This window comes from Paracoccus sp. TOH (genome assembly GCF_030388245.1).
Taxonomy (GTDB): Bacteria; Pseudomonadota; Alphaproteobacteria; order Rhodobacterales; family Rhodobacteraceae; genus Paracoccus; species Paracoccus simplex.
On sequence record NZ_CP098360.1, the window covers coordinates 484,095 to 504,585 of the forward strand.

Sequence of the window (20,491 nt, forward strand, 5' to 3'; positions counted from 1 at the left end):
CGGCAAAGCACGCGGCCGCGGGGGGCACGAACTTGCGGTCATGACCGTTCGGTGACAGAAGCGGGGGATGAATCTGCGTCTCAAAGCCCTGTTCGTGCATCTGCTGACCGCCACCGGCGCGGTGCTGTCGATGCTTGCCCTTCTGGCCGCCGCCCGGGCCAACTGGTCCGAGATGTTCTTCTGGCTGGTCGTCGCCCTGATCGTGGACGGCGTCGACGGACCATTGGCGCGCCGCTACCAGGTCAAGACGAACTGGCCGACCTATGACGGCGTGTTGATGGACATGATCATCGACTACCTGACCTATGTGTTCATCCCGGCCTATGCGCTGTTCATGTCGGGGCTGCTGCCCGGCTGGACCGGCTGGATCGCGATCATCGCCATCACCTATGGCAGCGTGGTCTATTTCGCCGATACCCGCATGAAGACCCGGGACAATTCCTTCGCCGGCTTTCCCGCCTGCTGGAACATGGTGGTGCTGGTGCTGTTCGCGCTCAAGCCGAATTTCTGGATCATCCTGCTGATCGTGGTGGCGCTGGCCGCGACCATGTTCACGCATGTGAAGTTCATCCATCCGGTCCGCACCGAGCGCTGGCGGCTCATCTCGCTGCCGGTCTGCGCCGCCTGGGTCGGCTTCGCGGTCTGGGCGGTGCTGGTCGATTTCCACCCCGAAAGCTTCGCGCGCTGGGGCCTGCTCCTGACCTCGCTCTGGCTGCTCTTTGCCGGCCTCGCCCAGCAACTGACCGAGAGACGGGGTTGATCGCCGGGCATTTTGCCCGGATTGTGCCCTTGGGATCAGCCAAGGGGACAGAGATGTTCGCGAAACTCATGCAGGCGGCCGCGGCGGCGGCGGTGCTGGCCACGCCGGCGCTGGCGGCGCCGGATTCGATCACCCTGGCCATGGTGCTCGAGCCGCCGAACCTGGACCCGACCGGCGGCGCCGCCGCCGCCATCGACGAGGTGGTCTATGCCAATGTGTTCGAAGGCCTGACCCGCATCGCCCCGGATGGCGGCGTGCAGCCCGGCCTTGCCGAAAGCTGGGACAGTCCCGACGGCAAGACCTACACCTTCCGCCTGCGCCCGGACGTGACCTTCCACGACGGCAGCGCCTTCGACGCGCAGGACGTGATCTTCTCGCTGGACCGCGCCCGCGCCCCGGACAGCACCAATGCCCAGAAGACCCTGTTCGAGGGCATCGAGGCGGTCGAGGCCCTGGACCCGCTGACCGTCCGCATCACGCTGAAGGCCCCGGACGGCGGCTTTCCCTTCAAGATGGCCTGGGGCGACGCGGTGATGGTCGATCAGGCCAGCATCCAGGACATCGCCACCCGCCCGGTCGGCACCGGCCCCTTCAAATTCGGCGAATGGCGGCAAGGCGACCACATCCGGCTGGATGCCTTCGAGGGCTATTGGGGCCGGAAGCCGGCGCTGAAAACCGCCACCTTCCGTTTCATCGCCGATCCCAGCGCCGCCTTCGCGGCGATGATGGCCGGCGATATCGACGCCTTCCCGATCTATCCCGCCCCGGAAACCCTGACCCAGCTGCAGGCCGATCCGCGCTTCAAGGTGCTGGTCGGCACCACCGAGGGCGAGACGATCCTGGCCATGAATCACAAGCAGCCGGCGCTGGCCCAGGCCAAAGTGCGCGCGGCCATCGCCCATGCCATCAACCGGCAGGAAATCATCGACGGCGCCATGTTCGGCTATGGCACGCCGATCGGCACGCATTTCGCGCCGCATCATCCCGATTACGTCGACCTGACCGCGAAATCGCAATACGACCCCGAGCTGTCGAAGACGCTGCTGGCCGAGGCGGGGGCCGAAAACCTGACCCTGCGCCTGGCCCTGCCGCCGACGCCCTATGCCCGCCGCGGCGGCGAGATCGTCGCGGCCGAGCTGCGCGCCGTGGGCATCCAGACCCGGATCACCAACATGGAATGGGCGCAGTGGCTGGAACAGGTGTTCAAGAACGCCGATTACGACCTGACCATCATCAGCCATGTCGAGCCGATGGATATCGGCATCTACGGCCGCGCCAACTACTATTTCAACTACCGCAACCCGGCTTTCGACAAGGTGATGGCCCGGCTCGACGCCGCGACCGAGCCGGCGGAACGCTCGGCGCTGCTGAAACAGGCGCAGCAGATCCTTGCCGACGATCACGCCAATGCCTTCCTGTTCCAGCTCGCCAAGACCGGCGTCGCCAAGGCGGAGATCGAGGGGCTTTGGGAAAACGCGCCGATGCCCGCCAACGACCTGACCGCGGTGCACTGGAAGGAATAAGGCGCCGCGCCGCGCTTCCTCGTCCCCATGCCCCAGAAGCCGGCGCCACCAGCGCGGCCGTCCCGGCCGGGGCGCCGGGGCCCTTCACCGTTTCCCAAATACCCCGGAAACCGCCGCCACCAGCGCCGCGGCTCAGTTCCTCAGCACCAGGCAGCGGCCGCCGACGCCGCGCAGGCGGTTACAAAAGGCATAGGCCTCGGTCTTGGACGAATAGCCGATCTGCGCGGTATAGACCTTGCGCGGCCCGCCCGAGATCTTGCGGCGCACATAGCTGACCCGCTTGCCGCCCAGGATCGGCCGCAGCTGCCGGTTCAGCCGCGAGACCTGCGCCGAAACCCCCGACTGGCTGGGATGGGTGGCGACGATCACGCCCCAGGGCCAGGGATGGTCCTGCGTCTTGAACTCGCGCAGCTTGCGCGACCCGGCCAGGTCGATGCAGGCTTCGCGGAAGCTGCGTTGCTTGTCCAGCCGGATGTCCAGCACCTGCGGCGGGCTTTCGCGCCAGCTGGCGGCGGTCAGACCGGTGATGGCCTGGACATAATCCTGGGTCTCCCAGGGCAGGCTGCCGCCCTCGGCGATGAAGCGCGCGGCGCGGTTCTCGCCGCCGTTATAGGCCACGGCGGCCAGCCCGACATTGCCGAAGCCGTCGGTCAGCTTGCGCAGGTAGCGCGCCGAGGCGGCGATGGCCTTGGCCGGGTTGAAGGGATCATCCAGGCCGACCATCTCAGCCGTGCCGGGCATGAACTGGGCGATGCCCATGGCGCCGACCGGGCTGATGGCGCCGGGCTCGAACAGGCTTTCCTTCCACAGCAGCCGGGCGAAGAAATGCGGGTCCAGCCCGTTCTGCCCGGCCGCCCGCTCGATGGCCCAGCAGACGTCCGAGACATAGGTCGCGGCCGAGATGCAATAGATCCCGTCATCGGTGCAGCGCAGCTTGTCCGAGACCCGCGGCGCGCGCAGGCCCAGGATCGCGTCCACCGCCTCATAGGCGGGGGCGGGGGTGACGGCGGTCGAAATGGCGGCGGCAAGGGCCAGAACCAGGCGGCGCATCGTGAAACTCGGATGGGACGGGCAGGTCTCGCATAGCAGGCGGGGCGCGGTTTGGAAACCGGGCCCGCAAGGTCAGCCGGCTTTCGGACCCTTGCCGTCCCCGGCCTGGCCGTTGCCGCCCTGGCCTTTCTGGCGGGCGGGCTTGCCGGCCTGGCCGGCGGCGCTGGCCCTTTCGGCCTGGCGCTGCGCCTTGGCGGCTGCCTTCTCGGCGGCGCGGGCGGCCTGTTTCGCGGCCTTGCGCTCGGCCTTCTCGGCCTCCTTCACCCGCTTTTTCTCAGCCTTCTCGGCCTCCTTGATGCGCTTCCTTTCGGCCTTGTCGGGCCTGGGCAGGATCGCCTGCAGCGGCGGTGCGGCGGCGGGGGGCGCAGCGGCGGGGGGCACAGCAGCGGGGCGCGCGGCGGCGGGGGGCGCAGCCTTGGGCGCGGTGTCGGGCGCGCTTTCGGCGGCGGGTTCCGCGCCGGCGTCCTGTTCCTTGCGGCTGCGCTTTTCGGCGGCGGCGCGGCGCATCGCCTGGGCCAGGGCCTTGCGCACCGCCTCGTCCCGCTCGCTCGCCTTCATCGCCCGCAGGTCGCGCTGCAGCGCGTTCAGCGCCGGCATGTCCAGCAGCCGCAGCGCCGCAGGTTGGGTCTGCTCGACAAGCGCATCCAGATCGCGCGAGGCGGTTGTGGTCTGATCGACGGGCTTGGCCATGGAATTCTCTCCTCTCAGCCGCGTTGCGCGCGAAATCTGCCACGAGCCGCCGCCGCTGACCAGAGCAACGCGCCCCGGCCTTGCACGGGCCGGGGCGCGAAAACGGTCGGAACGGCGGGCGCGGTTACTGTGCGGGCGCGGCCTCGGCGGTCTGCGCCTCGTGCGCCGGCGCCAGATAGCCGTTCGGCAATTCGACCAGCGGCCCTTCCAGCGCCAGGCTTTCGCCCTGGGTGCGGACCTTGACCCGCGTGCCGCTGGGGATCTCGCCGAACAGGTCCATGATGTCCTGGTTGAACAGCCGGATGCAGCCGGCCGAGGTCGCCTTGCCGATCGAGGACGGGTCCATGGTGCCGTGGATGCGATACATGGTGTCGCGGCTGCCCTTGTAGAGATAGAGCGCGCGCGAGCCCAGCGGGTTGTTCACGCCGCCGGCCAGGCCGCCCTTCAGCGGACCGTAGAGGTCGGGCTGGGTGCGGACCATGTTCGCGGTGGGCGTCCAGCTGGGCCAGGCATGCTTGCGGCCGATGGTGGCATTGCCCTGGAAATTCTTGCCCGCCTGGCCGACCGCCACGCCGAAGCGCATCGCCTCGCCATTCTCCAGCACGTGGTAAAGGAAGCGGGCATAGGGATCGACGACGATGGTGCCGGGCGCGTCAGGACCGTTATAGGCGACGCGCTGGCGGCGATTGCGCTCGGTCAGGTAGGCGGGGCGGACGGCGTTGATCTCGATCGGCTCGCCATTCGGGCCGGCATCGGTGCGGGCGCCGTAGATGCCGGTCTCGGCCGTGGTCGGGGCGGTGGTGGCGGGAGGTGTGGGGGCGCAAGCGGCCAGTCCCAGGCCCATCGCCAGCATCAGCGGTGCAAGGCGCATCGGTAGTTCCCTTCATATCGTGCCGCGCCTCTGCAAACGCGGTCGTGGCAGCGGCGACATAGCGTCGCATCAAGTGCCCGGCCCGAGCAGAGGGCGGACACGATTCGTGTTTCCGTATCAGCCTTCCCCGGCCCGCTGCGTCAAGTGGCGGGTCCGGAGACCAGCGCGATCGTTACCTAACTGTTGCCGAATGGCGCGGGTTCCGCGAAGAAACCGCCGGAATACAGGCGCTTTGCCAGATCACCCCGGAACCGCCGCCACCGCCGGCGCGTTTTCCGACAGACCGGCCGAAAAGCCGGAGGTTAGCAAAGGACCTGTCCCATGACCCTGACTGCCTTGCTCATCACTCTCATCATCGGCGCGATCGCCGGCTGGCTGGCCGGGCTGATCGTGAAAGGCCACGGCCAGGGCCTGCTGATGAACATTGTCGTCGGCATCGTCGGCGCGGTGATCGCCGGCTGGCTGTTCCCGATGCTGGGCATCGGCATGAATGCCTCGGCCCCGATCCTGAGCACGATCATCTTCGCCACCATCGGCGCGGTGATCCTGCTGGTGCTGCTGCGCCTGATCAAGCAGGCCTGACCGCGGCCACCGAAGACGAAGAAAGAAGAAAGGGGCCCAGACGGGCCCCTTTTCTCGTTGTTCCGGCTGCGTCGCCCGGTCAGGCATTGGCCGGCTGCAGCGTCCTTCCCGCCTCGGCCTTGCGGCCGCGCAGATAGCGGGCATAGCCCAGATCCTCGGCCTCGATATCCGGCCTGCGGCCCGAGATCAGGTCGGCCAGCACCCGGCTCGAGCCCGCCGACATGGTCCAGCCCAGCGTGCCGTGGCCGGTGTTCAGGAACAGGTTCGGAATCGGCGTGGCGCCGACGATGGGCGTGCCGTCCGGCGTCATCGGCCGCAGCCCGGTCCAGAACAGCGCCTTGTCCGGGTCGCCCGAACCGCCGAACAGCTCACCGACCGATTTCGCCAGCGTGGCGCGGCGGCGCGGGTTCAGGCTCAGGTCGTAGCCGGCGATCTCGGCCAGGCCGCCGACGCGGATGCGGTCGCCCAGCCGGGTGATCGCGACCTTGTAGGTCTCATCCATCACGGTCGAGACCGGGGCGCGGCTTTCGTCCTCGATGTCGATGGTCAGCGAATAGCCCTTCAGCGGATAGATCGGCAGCCTGATGCCCAGATGCCGGACCAGCAGCGGCGAATGCGGGCCCAGCGCCAGCACATAGCGGTCGGCCTGCATGCGGCCCTGGTCGGTGCGCACGGCGCTGATGCGGCCGCCCTCGGCCTCCAGCGCCTCGATCGAGACGCCCCAGCGGAAGGTCACGCCCGCCGCCGCGGCCATCTCGGCCAGACGATTGGTGAACTTGAAGCAATCGCCGGTCTCGTCGCCCGGCAGGCGCAGGCCGCCGACGATGCGTTCGGCGGCGCCGGCCAGCCCCGGCTCGGCCGCGATGCAGCCGGCGCGGTCCAGCACCTCGAAGGGCACGCCGTCGGCCTTCAGCACCTCGATATCCTTGCCGGCGCCGTCCAGTTGCTCCTGCTTGCGGAACACCTGCAGCGTGCCCTGCGTGCGCTCGTCGTAATGGATGCCGGTCTCGGCCCGCAGCTCGCCCAGGCAATCGCGGCTGTATTCGGCGATGCGGACCATGCGGCTTTTGTTGACGGCATAGGCCGAGGTCGTGCAGTTCGCCAGCATCCGCGCCATCCAGGACAGGCGCTGCCAGTCCAGCCGCGGCTGGATGACCAGCGGCGCATGGCGCTGGAACATCCATTTCAGCGCCTTCAGCGGAATGCCCGGCGCCGCCCAGGGCGAGGAATAGCCGGGCGAGATCTCGCCGGCATTGGCGTAGCTGGTTTCCAGCGCCGGACCGTCCTGGCGGTCGATCACCGTGACCTCGTGGCCGGCCTTGGCCAGATACCAGGCCGAGGTGACGCCGAGAACGCCGGCTCCAAGAACGATGACCTTCATGTTCGCGCACCCTGTTCGGAAGAGATTGCGGCAAGAATAGCAGCCGGCGAAGAAATGAAATCCCGATCTTGCCGTGGTTTTGGCCGTTATTGGCATTCTTATACGAAAAACTGTGCATTTGTAGAAAGATTCTTCGACATTTCACGGAAACCGCAGGAGATATGGCTGCCACGGCAAGAATCGGCCCGCGCCGATTGCAGCCTGCGGGGGCTCTGCCTAAGGTTGGGGTCACCCGTCCCAGGTTTTACGGATCATGCCAGCGACCGCCCGCAAGAGCCCCTTCGCCCCGTTTCGACACCATGACTTCCGCCTGCTGTGGTCGGCGACGCTGATCTCGAATTTCGGCGGGCTGGTGCAGGCGGTGGGCGCGGCCTGGATGATGACGCAGCTGACCGATTCCGCGACGCTGATCGCGCTGGTGCAGGCCTCGAACACGCTGCCGATCATGCTTTTCGCGCTGCTTTCCGGCGCATTGGCCGACATCTTCGACCGCCGCACCCTGCTGCTGGGGGCGCAGGTGTTCATGGCGCTGGTCTCGGTGCTGCTGGCGGTGCTGACCTGGCAGGGCTGGATGACGCCGCTGATCCTGTTGTCGCTGACCTTCCTGATCGGCGTCGGGCAGGCGATCTACAACCCGCCCTGGCAGGCCAGCATGCAGGATCTGGTGCCGCGCGACGACCTGCCGGCGGCGGTATCGCTGAACTCGGTCGGTTTCAACCTGATGCGCTCGGTCGGGCCGGCGGTGGGCGGCATCATCACCGCCGCCTTCGGCGCGGCGGCGGCCTTCGCGGTCAACGCGGCCAGCTACATCCCGCTGCTCGGGGCGCTGCTGCGCTGGCATCCGGTAAGCCCGCCCCGCACCACCACGCCCGAGCCCTTCGTCGCCGCCGTGGGCGCCGGGTTGCGCTATGTGGCGCTGTCGCCGAACCTGATGCGGGTGCTGATGCGCGGGGCGCTGTTCGGCTTTTCGGCCATCGTCGTCATGGCGCTGCTGCCGCTGGTCGCCAAGCAGAACCCCTCGGGCGGCTCACTGCTGTTCGGCCTGCTGCTGGGCTGCTTCGGCCTGGGCGCCATCGCCGGCGCGCTGATCAACCCGCTGGTGCGCGAGCGGCTGGACAACGAGAACGTGGTGCGCGTGGCCTTCGCCGCCTTCGCTGCCTCGGCGCTGCTGCTGGCGCTGACCGAAAGCACCTGGCTGCACGCGCTGGCCATGCTGCCGGCGGGGGCAAGCTGGGTGCTGGCGCTGTCGCTGTTCAACGTCATCGTGCAGCTTTCGACGCCGCGCTGGGTGGTGGCCCGGGCGCTGGCGCTTTACCAGACCGCGGTCTTCGGCGGCATGGCGGTTGGGGCGTGGATCTGGGGCTCGGTCGCCAACATTTACGACGTGAACACGGCGCTGATCGCCGCCGCGGTGCCGCTGTTGCTGGGCGCGGTGCTGGGACATTGGCTGCGCATCCCGGAATTCGGCACGCTGGATCTGGACCCGGTGAACCGTTTCCGCGAGCCCGAGCTGGCGCTGGATCTGCGCGGCCGCTCGGGCCCGATCATGGTGATGATCGACTACGAGATCGACCAGCCGGATGTGCCGGAATTCCTGCGGCTGATGGCGCTGCGCCGCAACGTCCGCCGTCGCGACGGCGCCCGCAACTGGGCGCTGCTGCGCGACCTGGAACACCCCGAGCGCTGGACCGAAAGCTATCACATCGCCACCTGGGACGAATATGTCCGCCACAACCTGCGCCGCACCAAGGCCGATTTCCAGACCTACGAAGACCTGCACAAGCTGCATCGCGGCGCCGAACCGCCGGTCGTGCATCGGATGATCGAACGCCACACCGTCAGCCTGGACGACGACGTGCCGCTGATCGGCAAGATCGAGGTGCCCTGACCCCTTAGCCACCTTTACCGCCGCCCGGGGCCGGATTAGCGTCGGCCCATGCTGCGCTATCTGACCCGCCGCCTGATCTCGCTTGGCCTGAGCCTGCTCGTGGCCTCGGCGCTGATCTTTTCGGTGGTCGAGCTGGTGCCGGGCGACCCGGCCAGCTTCATGCTGGGCACCGGCGCCCAGCCCGAGACGGTGGCGGCGCTGCGCCAGCAGCTGGGTCTGGACCTGCCCTTGCCGCTGCGCTACCTGCACTGGCTGGGCGGCGTGCTGAGCGGCGACCTGGGCCACAGCTTCACCTACAAGACGCCGGTGGCCGGAATGATCCTCGACCGGATGCAGGTCTCGCTGCCGCTGGCGTTGATGGCGCTGGTGCTGGCGGCGCTGATCGCCCTGCCCATCGGCATGTTCGCCGCAGCAAGGCACGGCCGGGCGGGCGACACATTGGCGATGGGGGCGACGCAGATCGGCATCGCGCTGCCGAATTTCTGGTTCGCCATGCTGCTGGTGCTGGTTTTTGCGGTGAACCTGCGGCTGCTGCCGGCCGGCGGCTTTCCCGGCTGGGACCATCCCGGCGCTGCGCTGAAGGCACTGATCCTGCCGGCTTTCGCGCTGGCCCTGCCGCAGGCGGCGATCCTGGCGCGCGTGCTGCGCTCGGCCCTGATCGAGACGCTGGGACAGGACTACATCCGCACCGCCCGCGCCAAGGGGCTGACTGCCGGGCAGGCATTGTCGCGCCATGCGCTGCGCAACGCGCTGATCCCGGTGCTGACCATCCTGGGCATGCAGTTCTCGTTCCTGCTGGCCGGGGCGATCATCATCGAGAATGTCTTCTACCTGCCCGGCCTCGGCCGGCTGATCTTTCAGGCCATCACCCAGCGCGACCTGATCGTGGTGCAAAGCGCGGTGCTGGTGCTGGTGGCGGCGGTGATCCTGGTCACCTTCCTGGTCGACCTGTCCTATGCGCTGATCGACCCGAGGCTGCGCAGATGAGGGCCTCGCTGATTCTGGGCGGACTGCTTTCCGGGCTGGCGCTGGTCGCGGCGCTGGTCTCGTTCCTGTGGACGCCGGCGGACGTGACGCAGCTTGCCATCGCGCAGAAGCTGCTGCCGCCCTCGGGCCAGCATTGGCTGGGCACCGACCATTTCGGCCGCGACATGCTGTCGATGATCATGGTCGGCGCGCGCACCTCGATCGCGGTGACGCTGGTCGCCGTCGGAATCGGCATGGGTTTCGGCGTGCCGCTGGGCCTGCTCGCCGCGGCGCGCGGCGGCTGGATCGACGAGGTGGTCATGCGCGGCAACGACCTGGTCTTCGCCTTCCCCAGCCTGGTCATCGCCATCCTGATCACCGCGGCGCTGGGGCCCTCGGCGCTGAACGCGATCATCGCCATCGGCATCTTCAACATCCCGGTCTTCGCCCGCGTCACCCGCGGCGCGGCGCTGCCGATCTGGACGCTGGACTATATCCGCGCCGCGCAGGTCGCCGGCAAGGGCGCGCGCCGGATCAGCCTGCAGCACATCCTGCCGAACATCGCCAACCTCTTGATCGTGCAGGGCACCATCCAGTTCAGCCTGGGCATTCTGGCCGAGGCGGGCCTGTCCTATGTCGGCCTTGGCGCGCAACCGCCCACGCCGAGCTGGGGCCGGATGCTGGCCGAGGCGCAGACCATGGTGGCGCTGGCCCCGCATGTCGCGATCATCCCCGGCCTTGCCATCATCGTGACGGTGCTGGGGCTGAACCTGCTGGGCGACGGGCTGCGCGACGCGCTGGACCCGCGATTGCGCAGGGCGCCATGATCCAGACCGCCAATCTCTCGGTCGAGATCGGCGCGCATGAGATCCTGCGCGGCCTCGACCTGCAACTGCCGCCCGGCCGGATCACCGGGCTGGTCGGCGAAAGCGGCTCGGGCAAGTCCATGGCGGCACTGGCGATCATGGGCCTGCTACCCGAGGGCATGCGGACCGAGGGCCGGGTGGATCTGGACGGCCTGAACCTGCTGGACCTGCCCGAACGCGCGCTGTGCCGCATCCGCGGCAAGCGCATCGGCATGATCTTCCAGGAGCCGATGACGGCGCTGAACCCGCTGATGACCATCGGCGACCAGGTGGCCGAGGTGCTGCGCATCCATCAGGGCCTGGACCGCAAGGCGGCGCTGGAACGCGCCCGCGACCGGCTGGATCGGGTGGGCCTTTCCGCGCCGCGCTTTCCGCTGACGCTTTACCCGCACGAGCTGTCCGGCGGCCAGCGCCAGCGCGTCGCCATCGCCCTGGCCATCGCCCTGCGCCCCGAGCTGCTGATCGCCGACGAGCCGACGACGGCGCTGGACGTGACCACGCAGGCCAGGATCCTCGACCTGCTGCGCGGGCTGGTGCGGGACGAAGGCATGGCGCTGCTGCTCATCACCCACGACCTGGCGGTGGTCGCGGGCATTGCCGACCGCGTGGCGGTCATGCAGCAGGGCCGCATCGTCGAGGAAGGCCCGACCGAGGCGGTGTTCCGCCAGCAAAGCCACCCCTATACCCGGGCGCTGTTCGCGGCCTCGACCCATCAGCCGCGGCTGGTGCTGCCCGCCGCGAACCCCCGGCCGCTGCTGCAGGTGGAAGGGGCAATCCGCGCATACCCCCTGCCCCGCCGCGGCCTGACCGCGCCGCGCGGCAGCCTGCGGGCGGTGGACGGCGTCAGCTTCCGCATCGAGGCCGGGGAATCGGTCGGGCTGGTCTGCGAATCCGGCTGCGGGAAATCGACGCTGACCCGGGCGATCCTGGGCCTGGATCCGCTGCAGGGCGGCCGCATCCTGCTGGACGGGCAGGAAATCCACGCCGGCCGCGCCATGCCGGCCGATCTGCGCGCCCGGATGCAGGTGGTGTTCCAGGATCCGTTCGGCAGCTTCGATCCGCGCTGGCGGGTCGAACGGCTGGTGGCCGAGCCGTTCCACCTGACCGGCCTGCCCCGCGACTGGCGCGAGCAGGTGGCCGAGGCGCTGTTCGAGGTCGGCATCACCGGCGGCGACGCCATGCGCCGGCGCATCCACGAATTTTCCGGCGGCCAGCGCCAGCGCATTGCCATCGCCCGGGCGCTGATCATCAAGCCGCGCCTGATCGTGCTGGACGAGGCGGTCAGTGCGCTGGACGTGCGGGTGCGGGCGCAGGTGCTGGACCTGCTGGCGCGGCTGCGGGTCAGCCACGGCCTGTCCTACCTGTTCATCAGCCACGACCTGTCGGTGGTGCGCCAGATCACCGACCGGGTGATGATCATGGAAAAGGGCAGGATCGTCGAAACCGGCCCCACCCATGCGGTGATGGACGCGCCGCAGCATCCCTATACGCAAAGCCTGCTGGCGGCGACGCCGCGGATCCCGGCCGCCTGGCAGGCTCACATTCCGGTCAGCCTCCTTGCGCTTGCCCCGCCGGCTTCATAACTGCTGCGGACCCGGACGAAGCGAGACAGGACAGGACAGGACACGCGAAGATTGCGGCAGAACCTCGCCGCCGGCCGGGAAAATCGTCCGGCGGGCGCCGGAAAGCCCCGCCTTTCGCCCGCTGATGGGCAGCGGCCTTCCCGCCATGCCCGAATCACCGATTCCCGACCTGGCCCGGCGCAACCGCACACCGGACCCGCTGCAACCGCAGCCGGCCAAGGATGGTCAAGGATGCTCAAGGCGCCAGCCCCCGCCGGCCGGCGGCAGACGAAATGGCGATGACATTGAATTGTCATGAAAATCGACGGAAGTCCGCACGCATGCCCTGAATGACAACAGGCCCTGCGCAGCCGCAGGGCCTGTTGCTCCTCCCCTGTCATGGCGGCCAGCCTCCCCGCGTAGCCGCCCAGGTATTCCTGATGATCAGGCGCCGATCAATTCTGCCTGACGCACGATCACTTGTGCCTGACGGATGGACGCGATGTCAACCAGTCTACCTTTGTATACGGTCGCGCCCGCGCCGGTCCGCTTGGCTTCCTCCATCGCCGCCAGGATCTCGCGCGCCTCGGTCACCGCCTGCTCGCTGGGCGAAAACACCTCGTTCGCCAGCGCCACCTGCTTGGGATGGATCGCCCATTTGCCGACCATGCCCAGCGTGGCCGAGCGGCGGGCCTGGGCCCGGAACCCCTCGTCATCGCTGAAGTCGCCGAAGGGGCCATCGACCGGCAGCACGCCATGGGTGCGGCAGGCGGCGACGATGGCGGTCTGCGCCCAGTGCCAGGGATCGGACCAGTGTTTCGCCCCTTCGTGCAGCATGTAGTAGTTTTCCTGGGTGCCGCCGATGCCGGTGGTGGCCATGCCCATGCTGGCGGCGAAATCCGCCGCGCCCAGGCTCATCGCCTGCAGGCGCGGGCTCGCGGCCGCAATCTCCTCGACATGGGTGATGCCGGCGGCGGATTCGATGATCACCTCCAGCCCGATGCGCTTTTGCCGGCCCTTGGCGGCCTCGATGGCCGTCACCAGCGCGTCCACGGCATAGATGTCGGCGGCATTGCCGACCTTGGGGATCATGATCAGGTCCAGCCGCTCGCCGGCCTGCTCCAGCAGGTCCACCACGTCGCGATACCACCAGGGCGTGTCCAGCCCGTTGATCCTGACCGAGAGCGTCTTGGTCCCCCAGTCGATGTCGCCGATGGCCTGGATGATGTTGCGCCGCGCCTGCGCCTTGTCGTCGGGCGCCACCGAATCCTCGAGGTCCAGGTTGATCACGTCGGCGGCCGAGCCGGCCATCTTGGCAAACAGCGCCTCGCGCGAGCCGGGACCGAAAAGCTGGCAACGGTTCAGGCGGGCGGGCGGGGCGGGTTGCGTGCGGAAGGACATGGCTTGCCTTTCGGGTAAGGATGTTTCAAACGGATCTGCGAAACCGATAGATAATTGCCGCGACTGCATCAAGCCTGTTTTGCAGTTGCGAAAGGACCGAAACCGCCGCCATCTTGACGCCCTGCCGCTTTGGGCGCAGGACCGCGCCACCAGCCGTTGCGAATGGAGAAGGAAAGATGACCCGCACCGTCTATCTGAATGGCGACTATCTGCCGGAAACCGAGGCCAAGGTTTCGATCTTCGACCGCGGCTTCGTCATGGCCGATGGGGTCTACGAGGTGACGAGCGTGCTGAACGGCAAGCTGCTGGACTTTCCCGGCCACCTGAAGCGCCTGGCGCGCTCGCTGGCCGAATTGCGGATGGGCAACCCGCTGGCGGACGAGGATTGGCTGGCCGTGCACCGCAAGCTGGTCGAACTGAACGATATCGACGAGGGTATCATCTATCTGCAGGTCACCCGCGGCAATCCCGGCGACCGCGATTTCGCCTTCCCGCCCGAGGACACGCCGCAGACCGTGGTGCTGTTCACCCAGGCCAAGCCCGGCCTTGCCGACAATCCGCAGGCCAGGACCGGCCTGCGCGTGGTCTCGGTCGAGGATCTGCGTTGGGCGCGGCGCGACATCAAGACCGTGCAGCTGCTCTATCCGTCGCTGGCCAAGATGGAGGCCAAGGCCCAAGGCGCCGACGACGCCTGGCTGGTCGAGGACGGCTTCGTGACCGAGGGCACCTCGAACAACACCTATATCGTCAAGAACGGCCGGATCATCACTCGCGAGCTGTCGAACGATATCCTGCACGGCATCACCCGCGCCTCGCTGCTGCGCTATGCCGCCGAGGCGCAGATGCAGATCGAGGAACGCCCCTTCACCATCGAAGAGGCCCAGGCGGCGGACGAGGCTTTCTTCACCTCGGCCTCGGCCTTCGTGCTGCCGGTGGTCGAGATCGACGGCGTGTCGCTGGGCGGGGGCAAGCCCGGCCCGGTGGCGACCCGGCTGCGCGAGCTCTATCTGGAAGAATCGTTGAAATCGGCGATCTGAAACGGATGCCCCGGCGCCCTATCCCTGCGCCGGGGCCGCCTGCCCCCGTCGCAGGGGTATTTGCAAAACGGTGAAAGCCTGAGGGAGGCGCGGTCGGCAAGGACCGCGCCTGCGGCGCTTAGCTGGCCGCGGCATTCACCACGCTGATGCTGCCGACCGCGTTGACCAGCGTGTCGCGCAGGATCGCCACATCGGCGCCGTCCAGCACCACGCGCACATGGTCGCCGTCCTGCACCAGCTCGTATTCGCCCTCGCCGCTGTAATCCTCGGCCAGGGTGATGACGATATCGTCGTCGTTGCTGTAGGTGATGTCGGCCGCGCCGCCGGCATCGGAACTCAGCATGTAGGTGTCGTCGCCATCGCCGCCGTCGACAAGATCGCCACCGCCGGCATGGATGGTGTCGTTGCCGTCGCCGCCCAGCAATGTGTCGGGGGCGTCGGCCTCGGAATCATCGGGCGACAGGATCAGGTCATCGTCATCCTCGCCGTCGATGAAGACCGAGCCGCCATTGTCGGTGATGCTGTCGTCGCCGTCGCCGCCGGTGATCGAATGGTTGCCCAGGTTGGTGACGATCGTGTCGTCGCCCTCGCCGCCGTCGATGGTGTCGTCGCCCTCGTTCACGCCGGGGTTCTCGGCGCCGTAGAGGTCGTCGTCATAGCCCAGATAGATCTCGTCGTCGCCCGCATCGGCGCTGACCGTGTCATTGCCATAGCCGGTATAGATCAGGTCGTCGCCGACCCCGCCATCGACCGCGTCATCGCCGCCCCTGGTGCGGATACCGTCGTCGCCCGCACCGCCCTGGACCGTGTCGTCGCCATCATCCGCCAGGATGCTGTCGCCATCCTCGGTTCCGACCAGGTTGTCGCCGTTCTCGTCGCCGTTCCCGGTAATCTCGTTGCCGTCGAAAAGCCTGGGGTCATCCGGCTCGGCTTCCGGCGCGTGGTCGTCGTCGTTGCTGGACACCAGCGAGCCGATGCCGACGATGCTGAGAAGGCCGAGCATCAGGAAAATGGTCTGGTTCATGATGAATTCTCCGAAGCGGTTGCCGGCAAGATAGACCGGCCCCGGCCCGGCCGGCAACCGCCGGAACGGGCCTCCGGCCCGGCCTGAGGCAAATATCCCGCAGGGGGCCCCGCCGCATGCCGCGGCCGCCGGACCCCGCGCTCAGTGGCCGAGGATCTGCGACAGGAACAGCTTGGTCCGCTCGCTGCGCGGATTGTTGAAGAATTCCTTCGGCGTGTTCTGTTCGACGATCTGGCCCTGGTCCATGAAGATCACCCGATGCGCCACCGCCTGGGCGAAGCCCATTTCATGCGTGACGCAGAGCATGGTCATGCCGTCCTCGGCCAGCTCGATCATGGTGTCGAGCACCTCCTTGATCATCTCGGGGTCGAGCGCCGAGGTGGGCTCGTCGAACAGCATGATCCGCGGCCGCATGCACAGCGCGCGGGCGATGGCGACGCGCTGCTGCTGGCCGCCGGACAGCTGGCCGGGATATTTGTTCGCCTGCTCGGGGATCTTGACCTTGGCCAGGAAATGCATCGCCGTCTCCTCGGCCTCGCGGCGCGGGATCTTGCGCACCCAGATCGGCGCCAGGGTGCAGTTCTCCAGGATGGTCAGATGCGGGAACAGGTTGAAATGCTGGAACACCATCCCGACCTCGGAGCGCACCTTGTCGATGTTCTTCAGGTCATGGGTCAGCTCGGTGCCATCGACGATGATCTTGCCGGACTGGTGCTCTTCAAGCCGGTTGATGCAGCGGATCAGCGTCGACTTGCCCGAGCCGGAGGGACCGGCGATGACGATGCGCTCGCCCCGGCCGACATTCAGGTCGATGTCGCGCAGCACGTGGAAGGTGCCGTACCACTTGTTCAGCTTGACGATGTCGATGGCGGTCTCGCCAAGCGGCGTCTGGGTCTGGGTCTGCATTGCCATGAATTGCTCCTCAGCGATGGTCGCGCTTCAGGCGGCGCTCGAGATACATCGAATAGCGCGACATGCCGAAGCAGAGGATGAAGAAGATCGCGCCGACGAAGATATAGGGCTCCCAATAGGCGCCCTTCCATTCGAAGCTGGCGCGGATGGTGTCGGACATGGCCTTCAGCGGATCGAACAGGCCGACGAAAACCACCAGCGTGGTGTCCTTGAACATGCCGATGAAGGTCGAGACGATGCCGGGGATCGAGATCTTCAGCGCCTGCGGCAGGATGATCAGCCGCTGCGCCTTCCAGTAATCCAGTCCCAGCGCGTCGGCGGCCTCGTACTGGCCCTTGGGCAGGGCGGCCAGGCCGCCGCGGATCACCTCGGCCATGTAGGCGGCGGCGAACAGCGTCACCATGATGATGACCCGCAGGATGATGTCGAAGCTGGTGCCCGGCGGCAGGAAGTAGTTGAGCAGCAACGAGGCCACGAACAGCAGGGTGATCAGCGGCACGCCGCGGATGAACTCGATGAACATCACCGCCAGCAGCTTGACCACCGGCAGGTCCGAACGCCGCGCCAGCGCCAGCACGATACCCAGCGGCAGCGACAGCGCGATCCCCGAGACGCCGATGGTGATCGACAGCACGAAGCCGCCGAACTGGTCCGAGGAGACCGGCACCAGCCGCAGCGGCAGGATGGCGGCCAGCGCCTGCGCCGCCGGCTCGGACAGAAGCAGCCACCACAGGGCGGCGGCGACCACCGCCGCGGCAAAGGCGAACATGCCGTAGCGCGCCAAGAGCCGCCAGACCAGGAAGGCCAGGATGAAGCCGGCCAGCGCCATCGCCGGCAGCCACAGCGTACCGCCCCAGAGCAGCCACACCGCGGCGAAGGGATAAAGGCAACTGGCCAGCAGCGCCCAACCCGGCCGGGTCTCGATCAGCGCCGCCCAGGCCGCCATGGCCAGCAGGATGCCCGGCAGCGCCCAGCCGGGGGCGCCGAGCGACAGGGCGATGATCAGGGTCAGCGCCACCGCCAGCCCGATGACGATGCGCCGCGCCTTGCGGCTTTCGGAAAACAGCACCGGCGCCAGCGCCAGGAACAGCATGCCGAAGGCCAGCACCGGCCGCCAATACAGCTCGGGCGGGTAGAAGCCGAAGATGAACTGGTTCCAGCGGTGCTTGATCAGCGCGAAACAGGCGCCGCTCGCCTCGGCGCCCCAGGTCTCGGCGATGATCTTGCGGCACTCGGCCATGCTGCCGGCGTTCCAGACCGAATGCGACAGCCAGGGGCCGACGGTGCCGACGATCACCCAGACGATGCCGACGCCCAGCAGCGTCAGCAGGATGTTGAGCGGCCCCGAGAACAGGTTCTCGCGCAGCCATTTGATCGCGCCGGACTGGGCGACCGGCGGCGGTTCGGGCGGCAGCATGGTCTCGCGCACATAGGCGACGGTTTCGGAATGCGTCTCGCTCATCTCAGCGCTCCTTCAGCTTGACGCGGCTGTTGAAGACGTTCATGCCGCCCGAGATGATCAGGCTGAGCGCCAGGTAGATGCCCATCATCAGCACCATGCATTCCATCTCGCGCCCGGTCTGGTTCAGCGTGGTGCCGCCCAGCGTGCCGCGCAGGTCCATGTAGCCGACGGCGATGGCCAGCGAGCTGTTCTTGGTCAGGTTCAGATATTGCGAGATCAGCGGCGGCACGATCACCCGCAGCGCCTGCGGCAGCACCACCAGCGACATGGTGCGGCGCGGGCGCAGGCCCAGGGCGAAGGCCGCCTCGGACTGGCCGCGGCTGACCGCCAGGATGCCGCCGCGCACGATCTCGGCGATGAAGGCGCCGGTATAGAGCGTCAGCGCCAGCCACAGCACCACGAAGGCGTTGTCCAGATTGATGCCGTCGGCGAAGTTGAAGCCGCGCAGCACCGGCGGGATCAGGTGCAGGCCGAAATACCAGGTCAGCAGCAGCAGCGGCACGGCAAAGAAGGCCAGGCTGATCCACCAGGTCACCGGCCGGCGGCCGGTCCGGTCCTGCACGCGCTGCGCCCGGCGGCGCAGCAGGTGCCGGGCGACGAAGGCGGCGGCGATCACCACCACATAGGCGACGAAAGCCCAGCTGAGCGACTCGCGCCCCAGCGAGATGGTGCCGGGCGGGTTGCTCATGCCCAGCGAGGGGATGGCGGTATAGCGGTTGGTCGGCGCGACCAGGTCGAACAGGATCATGCTCGCGGCCGGGTTGTCGCCGCGATAGGCGTTGGGCGGCGGCATCACCTCGGTGAAGATCGCCAGGCAGACCAGGATCCACAGCAGCAGCGGAATGTTGCGGAAGACCTCGACATAGACGGTCATCAGCCGGGCGATCAGCCAGTTCGACGACAGGCGCAGCACGCCGACGGTCACCCCCAGGACGGTTGCGGCGATGCAGCCCAGCACCGAGACCTGCAGCGTGTTGAGCAGGCCGACGATGGTGGCGCGCAGATGCGTGTCGTCGGAATTGTAGGGGATCAGCTGCTGGGGAATGTCATAGCCCGCGCGGCGGAACAGGAAGTCGAAACTGAAGGACTTGCCCATGATGGCAAGGTTTTTCAGCGTATTGTCGATCAGCCAGCTTGCCGCCAGCATGACCAGGATGAAGACCACGGCCTGGATGGTCAGCGAGCGGTAGCGCCGGTCGTAGATAAGCATCGACAGGCGGAAAGGTGGTTGATCCACCCCCGGATAGGAAACCATATGTCATACCCCCTGCAGCCGGACTTGCTTGCGGGCCTTTGGCCTCTGTTTGCCGGCTTTCCTGTTCGGCGCGCGCGGAAGAGATGCCCCCCGCGCGCCCGGTTCTCAGATGCGCTTACCGGAACGGCATCGCATACATCAGCCCGCCCTGGGTCCATTGCGCGTTCAGGCCGCGCGCCAGCCCGATCGGGGTCTGCTCGCCGATGGTGGCGGCGAAGATCTCGCCATAGTTGCCGCTGGCCTTGATGGCGCGCTTGGCCCATTCGGCATCCAGCCCGATCATCTTGCCCAGGTCGTCGGTGGTGCCCAGCAGGCGCTGCACCTCGGGGTTCTGCGAGGACTTGGCCAGCTCGTCGATATTGGCCGAGGTGACGCCGTATTCCTCGGCGGCGATCAGCGCGTAAAGCGTCCAGCGCGCAATGTCGCCCCAGTTGTTGTCGCCATGGCGCACCGCCGGCCCCAGCGGCTCCTTCGAGATGATCTCGGGCAGGATGATGTGGTTTTCCGGGTCGGCGAAGGCGGCACGGGTGGCGGCCAGGCCCGAGGCATCGGTGGTATAGGCGTCGCAGGCACCGGCCATGTATTGCTGCTCGCCCTCGGCATTGCTGTCGATATTGACCGGCTGATACTCCATGTTGTTGGCCTTGAAGTAATCGGCCAAGTTCAGCTCGGTCGTGGTGCCGGTCTGGATGCAGATGGTGGCGCCGTTCAGTTCCTTGGCCGAGCTGACACCCAGGTCCTTGCGGACCATGAAGCCCTGGCCGTCGTAATAGTTCACGCCGATGAAATCGAGCTTGAGGTCGGTGTCGCGCTGGAAGGTCCAGGTCGAGTTGCGGGCCAGGATGTCCACCTCGCCCGAGGAAAGCGCGGTGAAGCGGGTCTGGCCGGTGGTCGGAACGTATTTCACCTTGGCCGGGTCGCCCAGCACCGCGGCGGCCATGGCCTTGCAGAAGGCGACGTCGAAGCCGGACCAGTTGCCGCTTGCATCGGGGGCTGCGAAGCCGACCAGGCCGGTGTTGACGCCACAGTTCAGCTCGCCTCGTGCCTTGACCTCTTTCAGCGTGTCGCCTTCGGCGGCCAAGGCGCCCGTGGCAGCAAGCGCGACCGCCGTCACGGAGCCGAAGAATACGGATTTCTTCATTGATTTCCCCACTGTTGTTTCGGTCCCGCCAAGGCTTGAGCCGAAGTCGGGGCAGCCGACGGGTCCGATTTACCGGGGGACCTGGAGTGCCCCCATAAGCGGCATTGTGCCGATGAAGAC

The 20,491-nt window shown here is 67.6% G+C and carries 18 protein-coding genes; 8 read left to right on the top strand and 10 right to left on the bottom strand.

Annotated elements, in window-relative coordinates:
- Nucleotides 1–67: 67 nt before the first annotated feature.
- Together NBE95_RS02295 and NBE95_RS02300 are read left to right on the top strand one after the other, a co-directional pair.
- On the top strand, nucleotides 68–760 hold the full coding sequence (locus NBE95_RS02295; protein ID WP_289894283.1) for a CDP-alcohol phosphatidyltransferase family protein: 693 nt from the start codon (nucleotides 68–70) through the stop codon (nucleotides 758–760).
- A 53-nt stretch (nucleotides 761–813) separates the two neighbouring features.
- A complete protein-coding gene (locus tag NBE95_RS02300) occupies nucleotides 814–2,283 on the top strand; it encodes an ABC transporter substrate-binding protein (RefSeq protein WP_289894284.1) in 1,470 nt (489 codons plus the stop codon).
- A gap of 132 nt (nucleotides 2,284–2,415) precedes the next feature.
- On the opposite strand, the gene NBE95_RS02305 is transcribed toward NBE95_RS02300, so the two are convergent.
- The 3 genes from NBE95_RS02305 to NBE95_RS02315 all read right to left on the bottom strand — a co-directional run bounded on the left by NBE95_RS02305 (nucleotide 2,416) and on the right by NBE95_RS02315 (nucleotide 4,894).
- The gene (locus NBE95_RS02305; RefSeq protein WP_289894285.1) at nucleotides 2,416–3,333 is read right to left on the bottom strand and encodes a lytic transglycosylase domain-containing protein; all 918 of its coding nucleotides are present in this window, start codon (nucleotides 3,331–3,333) and stop codon (nucleotides 2,416–2,418) included.
- Between the two features lie 72 nt (nucleotides 3,334–3,405).
- Nucleotides 3,406–4,023: a hypothetical protein gene (locus NBE95_RS02310; protein WP_289894286.1), complete on the bottom strand. Its 618-nt coding sequence runs from the start codon at nucleotides 4,021–4,023 to the stop codon at nucleotides 3,406–3,408.
- Nucleotides 4,024–4,147: 124 nt separating this feature from the next.
- Complete coding sequence (locus NBE95_RS02315) at nucleotides 4,148–4,894, bottom strand: L,D-transpeptidase (RefSeq protein ID WP_289894287.1); 747 nt, start codon at nucleotides 4,892–4,894, stop codon at nucleotides 4,148–4,150.
- 321 nt (nucleotides 4,895–5,215) lie between these two features.
- Between NBE95_RS02315 and NBE95_RS02320 the strand changes: the two genes are divergently transcribed.
- Nucleotides 5,216–5,476 (top strand): GlsB/YeaQ/YmgE family stress response membrane protein, encoded by a 261-nt coding sequence (locus tag NBE95_RS02320; RefSeq protein ID WP_019352770.1) that lies wholly within the window; start codon nucleotides 5,216–5,218, stop codon nucleotides 5,474–5,476.
- A 79-nt stretch (nucleotides 5,477–5,555) separates the two neighbouring features.
- Here NBE95_RS02320 and NBE95_RS02325 read toward each other — a convergent pair whose 3' ends face one another.
- Nucleotides 5,556–6,857 (bottom strand): D-amino acid dehydrogenase, encoded by a 1,302-nt coding sequence (locus NBE95_RS02325; RefSeq protein WP_289894288.1) that lies wholly within the window; start codon nucleotides 6,855–6,857, stop codon nucleotides 5,556–5,558.
- A 253-nt stretch (nucleotides 6,858–7,110) separates the two neighbouring features.
- On the opposite strand from NBE95_RS02325, the gene NBE95_RS02330 reads away from it, so the two are divergent.
- Genes NBE95_RS02330 through NBE95_RS02345 form a run of 4 tightly spaced genes read left to right on the top strand, consistent with a single transcriptional unit; the run spans nucleotide 7,111 to nucleotide 12,160 of the window.
- A complete protein-coding gene (locus tag NBE95_RS02330) occupies nucleotides 7,111–8,745 on the top strand; it encodes an MFS transporter (RefSeq protein WP_289894289.1) in 1,635 nt (544 codons plus the stop codon).
- A 48-nt stretch (nucleotides 8,746–8,793) separates the two neighbouring features.
- Nucleotides 8,794–9,732 carry an ABC transporter permease gene (locus NBE95_RS02335; RefSeq protein WP_289894290.1) on the top strand — a complete coding sequence of 313 codons (939 nt, stop codon included), beginning with the start codon at nucleotides 8,794–8,796 and terminating at the stop codon, nucleotides 9,730–9,732.
- Nucleotides 9,729–10,538, top strand: coding sequence for an ABC transporter permease (locus NBE95_RS02340; RefSeq protein ID WP_289894291.1), 810 nt, complete (start codon nucleotides 9,729–9,731; stop codon nucleotides 10,536–10,538). Before NBE95_RS02335 ends, NBE95_RS02340 begins: the two co-directional genes overlap by 4 nt.
- Nucleotides 10,535–12,160 (top strand): dipeptide ABC transporter ATP-binding protein, encoded by a 1,626-nt coding sequence (locus NBE95_RS02345; RefSeq protein ID WP_289894292.1) that lies wholly within the window; start codon nucleotides 10,535–10,537, stop codon nucleotides 12,158–12,160. Before NBE95_RS02340 ends, NBE95_RS02345 begins: the two co-directional genes overlap by 4 nt.
- A gap of 423 nt (nucleotides 12,161–12,583) precedes the next feature.
- Here NBE95_RS02345 and NBE95_RS02350 read toward each other — a convergent pair whose 3' ends face one another.
- Nucleotides 12,584–13,540: an L-malyl-CoA/beta-methylmalyl-CoA lyase gene (locus NBE95_RS02350; protein ID WP_289894293.1), complete on the bottom strand. Its 957-nt coding sequence runs from the start codon at nucleotides 13,538–13,540 to the stop codon at nucleotides 12,584–12,586.
- 176 nt (nucleotides 13,541–13,716) lie between these two features.
- Here NBE95_RS02350 and NBE95_RS02355 point away from each other — a divergent pair, with 176 nt between their 5' ends.
- A complete protein-coding gene (locus NBE95_RS02355; RefSeq protein ID WP_289894294.1) occupies nucleotides 13,717–14,577 on the top strand; it encodes a D-amino-acid transaminase in 861 nt (286 codons plus the stop codon).
- A gap of 118 nt (nucleotides 14,578–14,695) precedes the next feature.
- Here the strand turns inward: NBE95_RS02355 and NBE95_RS02360 are convergent, their stop codons facing one another.
- The 5 genes from NBE95_RS02360 to NBE95_RS02380 all read right to left on the bottom strand — a co-directional run bounded on the left by NBE95_RS02360 (nucleotide 14,696) and on the right by NBE95_RS02380 (nucleotide 20,371).
- Nucleotides 14,696–15,601, bottom strand: coding sequence for a calcium-binding protein (locus NBE95_RS02360; RefSeq protein ID WP_289894295.1), 906 nt, complete (start codon nucleotides 15,599–15,601; stop codon nucleotides 14,696–14,698).
- A gap of 141 nt (nucleotides 15,602–15,742) precedes the next feature.
- Entirely contained in the window at nucleotides 15,743–16,507 is a 765-nt protein-coding gene (locus NBE95_RS02365; RefSeq protein WP_289894821.1) for an amino acid ABC transporter ATP-binding protein, read from the bottom strand.
- Between the two features lie 16 nt (nucleotides 16,508–16,523).
- Nucleotides 16,524–17,975 carry an amino acid ABC transporter permease gene (locus NBE95_RS02370; protein ID WP_289894296.1) on the bottom strand — a complete coding sequence of 484 codons (1,452 nt, stop codon included), beginning with the start codon at nucleotides 17,973–17,975 and terminating at the stop codon, nucleotides 16,524–16,526.
- Nucleotide 17,976: 1 nt separating this feature from the next.
- Entirely contained in the window at nucleotides 17,977–19,230 is a 1,254-nt protein-coding gene (locus NBE95_RS02375; RefSeq protein WP_289894297.1) for an ABC transporter permease subunit, read from the bottom strand.
- A 115-nt stretch (nucleotides 19,231–19,345) separates the two neighbouring features.
- Nucleotides 19,346–20,371: an amino acid ABC transporter substrate-binding protein gene (locus tag NBE95_RS02380; RefSeq protein ID WP_289894298.1), complete on the bottom strand. Its 1,026-nt coding sequence runs from the start codon at nucleotides 20,369–20,371 to the stop codon at nucleotides 19,346–19,348.
- Nucleotides 20,372–20,491: the final 120 nt, after the last annotated feature.

What these genes read in the sequence shown, in the direction of transcription:
- NBE95_RS02340 (WP_289894291.1), top strand. Translation starts at nt 9,729, where the DNA reads ATGAGGGCCTCGCTGATTCTGGGCGGACTGCTTTCCGGGCTGGCGCTG.
- NBE95_RS02305 (WP_289894285.1), bottom strand. Translation starts at nt 3,333, where the DNA reads ATGCGCCGCCTGGTTCTGGCCCTTGCCGCCGCCATTTCGACCGCCGTC.
- NBE95_RS02370 (WP_289894296.1), bottom strand. Translation starts at nt 17,975, where the DNA reads ATGAGCGAGACGCATTCCGAAACCGTCGCCTATGTGCGCGAGACCATG.
- NBE95_RS02315 (WP_289894287.1), bottom strand. Translation starts at nt 4,894, where the DNA reads ATGCGCCTTGCACCGCTGATGCTGGCGATGGGCCTGGGACTGGCCGCT.
- NBE95_RS02350 (WP_289894293.1), bottom strand. Translation starts at nt 13,540, where the DNA reads ATGTCCTTCCGCACGCAACCCGCCCCGCCCGCCCGCCTGAACCGTTGC.
- NBE95_RS02330 (WP_289894289.1), top strand. Translation starts at nt 7,111, where the DNA reads ATGCCAGCGACCGCCCGCAAGAGCCCCTTCGCCCCGTTTCGACACCAT.
- NBE95_RS02335 (WP_289894290.1), top strand. Translation starts at nt 8,794, where the DNA reads ATGCTGCGCTATCTGACCCGCCGCCTGATCTCGCTTGGCCTGAGCCTG.
- NBE95_RS02300 (WP_289894284.1), top strand. Translation starts at nt 814, where the DNA reads ATGTTCGCGAAACTCATGCAGGCGGCCGCGGCGGCGGCGGTGCTGGCC.
- NBE95_RS02375 (WP_289894297.1), bottom strand. Translation starts at nt 19,230, where the DNA reads ATGGTTTCCTATCCGGGGGTGGATCAACCACCTTTCCGCCTGTCGATG.
- NBE95_RS02360 (WP_289894295.1), bottom strand. Translation starts at nt 15,601, where the DNA reads ATGAACCAGACCATTTTCCTGATGCTCGGCCTTCTCAGCATCGTCGGC.
- NBE95_RS02325 (WP_289894288.1), bottom strand. Translation starts at nt 6,857, where the DNA reads ATGAAGGTCATCGTTCTTGGAGCCGGCGTTCTCGGCGTCACCTCGGCC.
- NBE95_RS02355 (WP_289894294.1), top strand. Translation starts at nt 13,717, where the DNA reads ATGACCCGCACCGTCTATCTGAATGGCGACTATCTGCCGGAAACCGAG.
- NBE95_RS02365 (WP_289894821.1), bottom strand. Translation starts at nt 16,507, where the DNA reads ATGCAGACCCAGACCCAGACGCCGCTTGGCGAGACCGCCATCGACATC.
- NBE95_RS02345 (WP_289894292.1), top strand. Translation starts at nt 10,535, where the DNA reads ATGATCCAGACCGCCAATCTCTCGGTCGAGATCGGCGCGCATGAGATC.
- NBE95_RS02380 (WP_289894298.1), bottom strand. Translation starts at nt 20,371, where the DNA reads ATGAAGAAATCCGTATTCTTCGGCTCCGTGACGGCGGTCGCGCTTGCT.
- NBE95_RS02310 (WP_289894286.1), bottom strand. Translation starts at nt 4,023, where the DNA reads ATGGCCAAGCCCGTCGATCAGACCACAACCGCCTCGCGCGATCTGGAT.
- NBE95_RS02320 (WP_019352770.1), top strand. Translation starts at nt 5,216, where the DNA reads ATGACCCTGACTGCCTTGCTCATCACTCTCATCATCGGCGCGATCGCC.
- NBE95_RS02295 (WP_289894283.1), top strand. Translation starts at nt 68, where the DNA reads ATGAATCTGCGTCTCAAAGCCCTGTTCGTGCATCTGCTGACCGCCACC.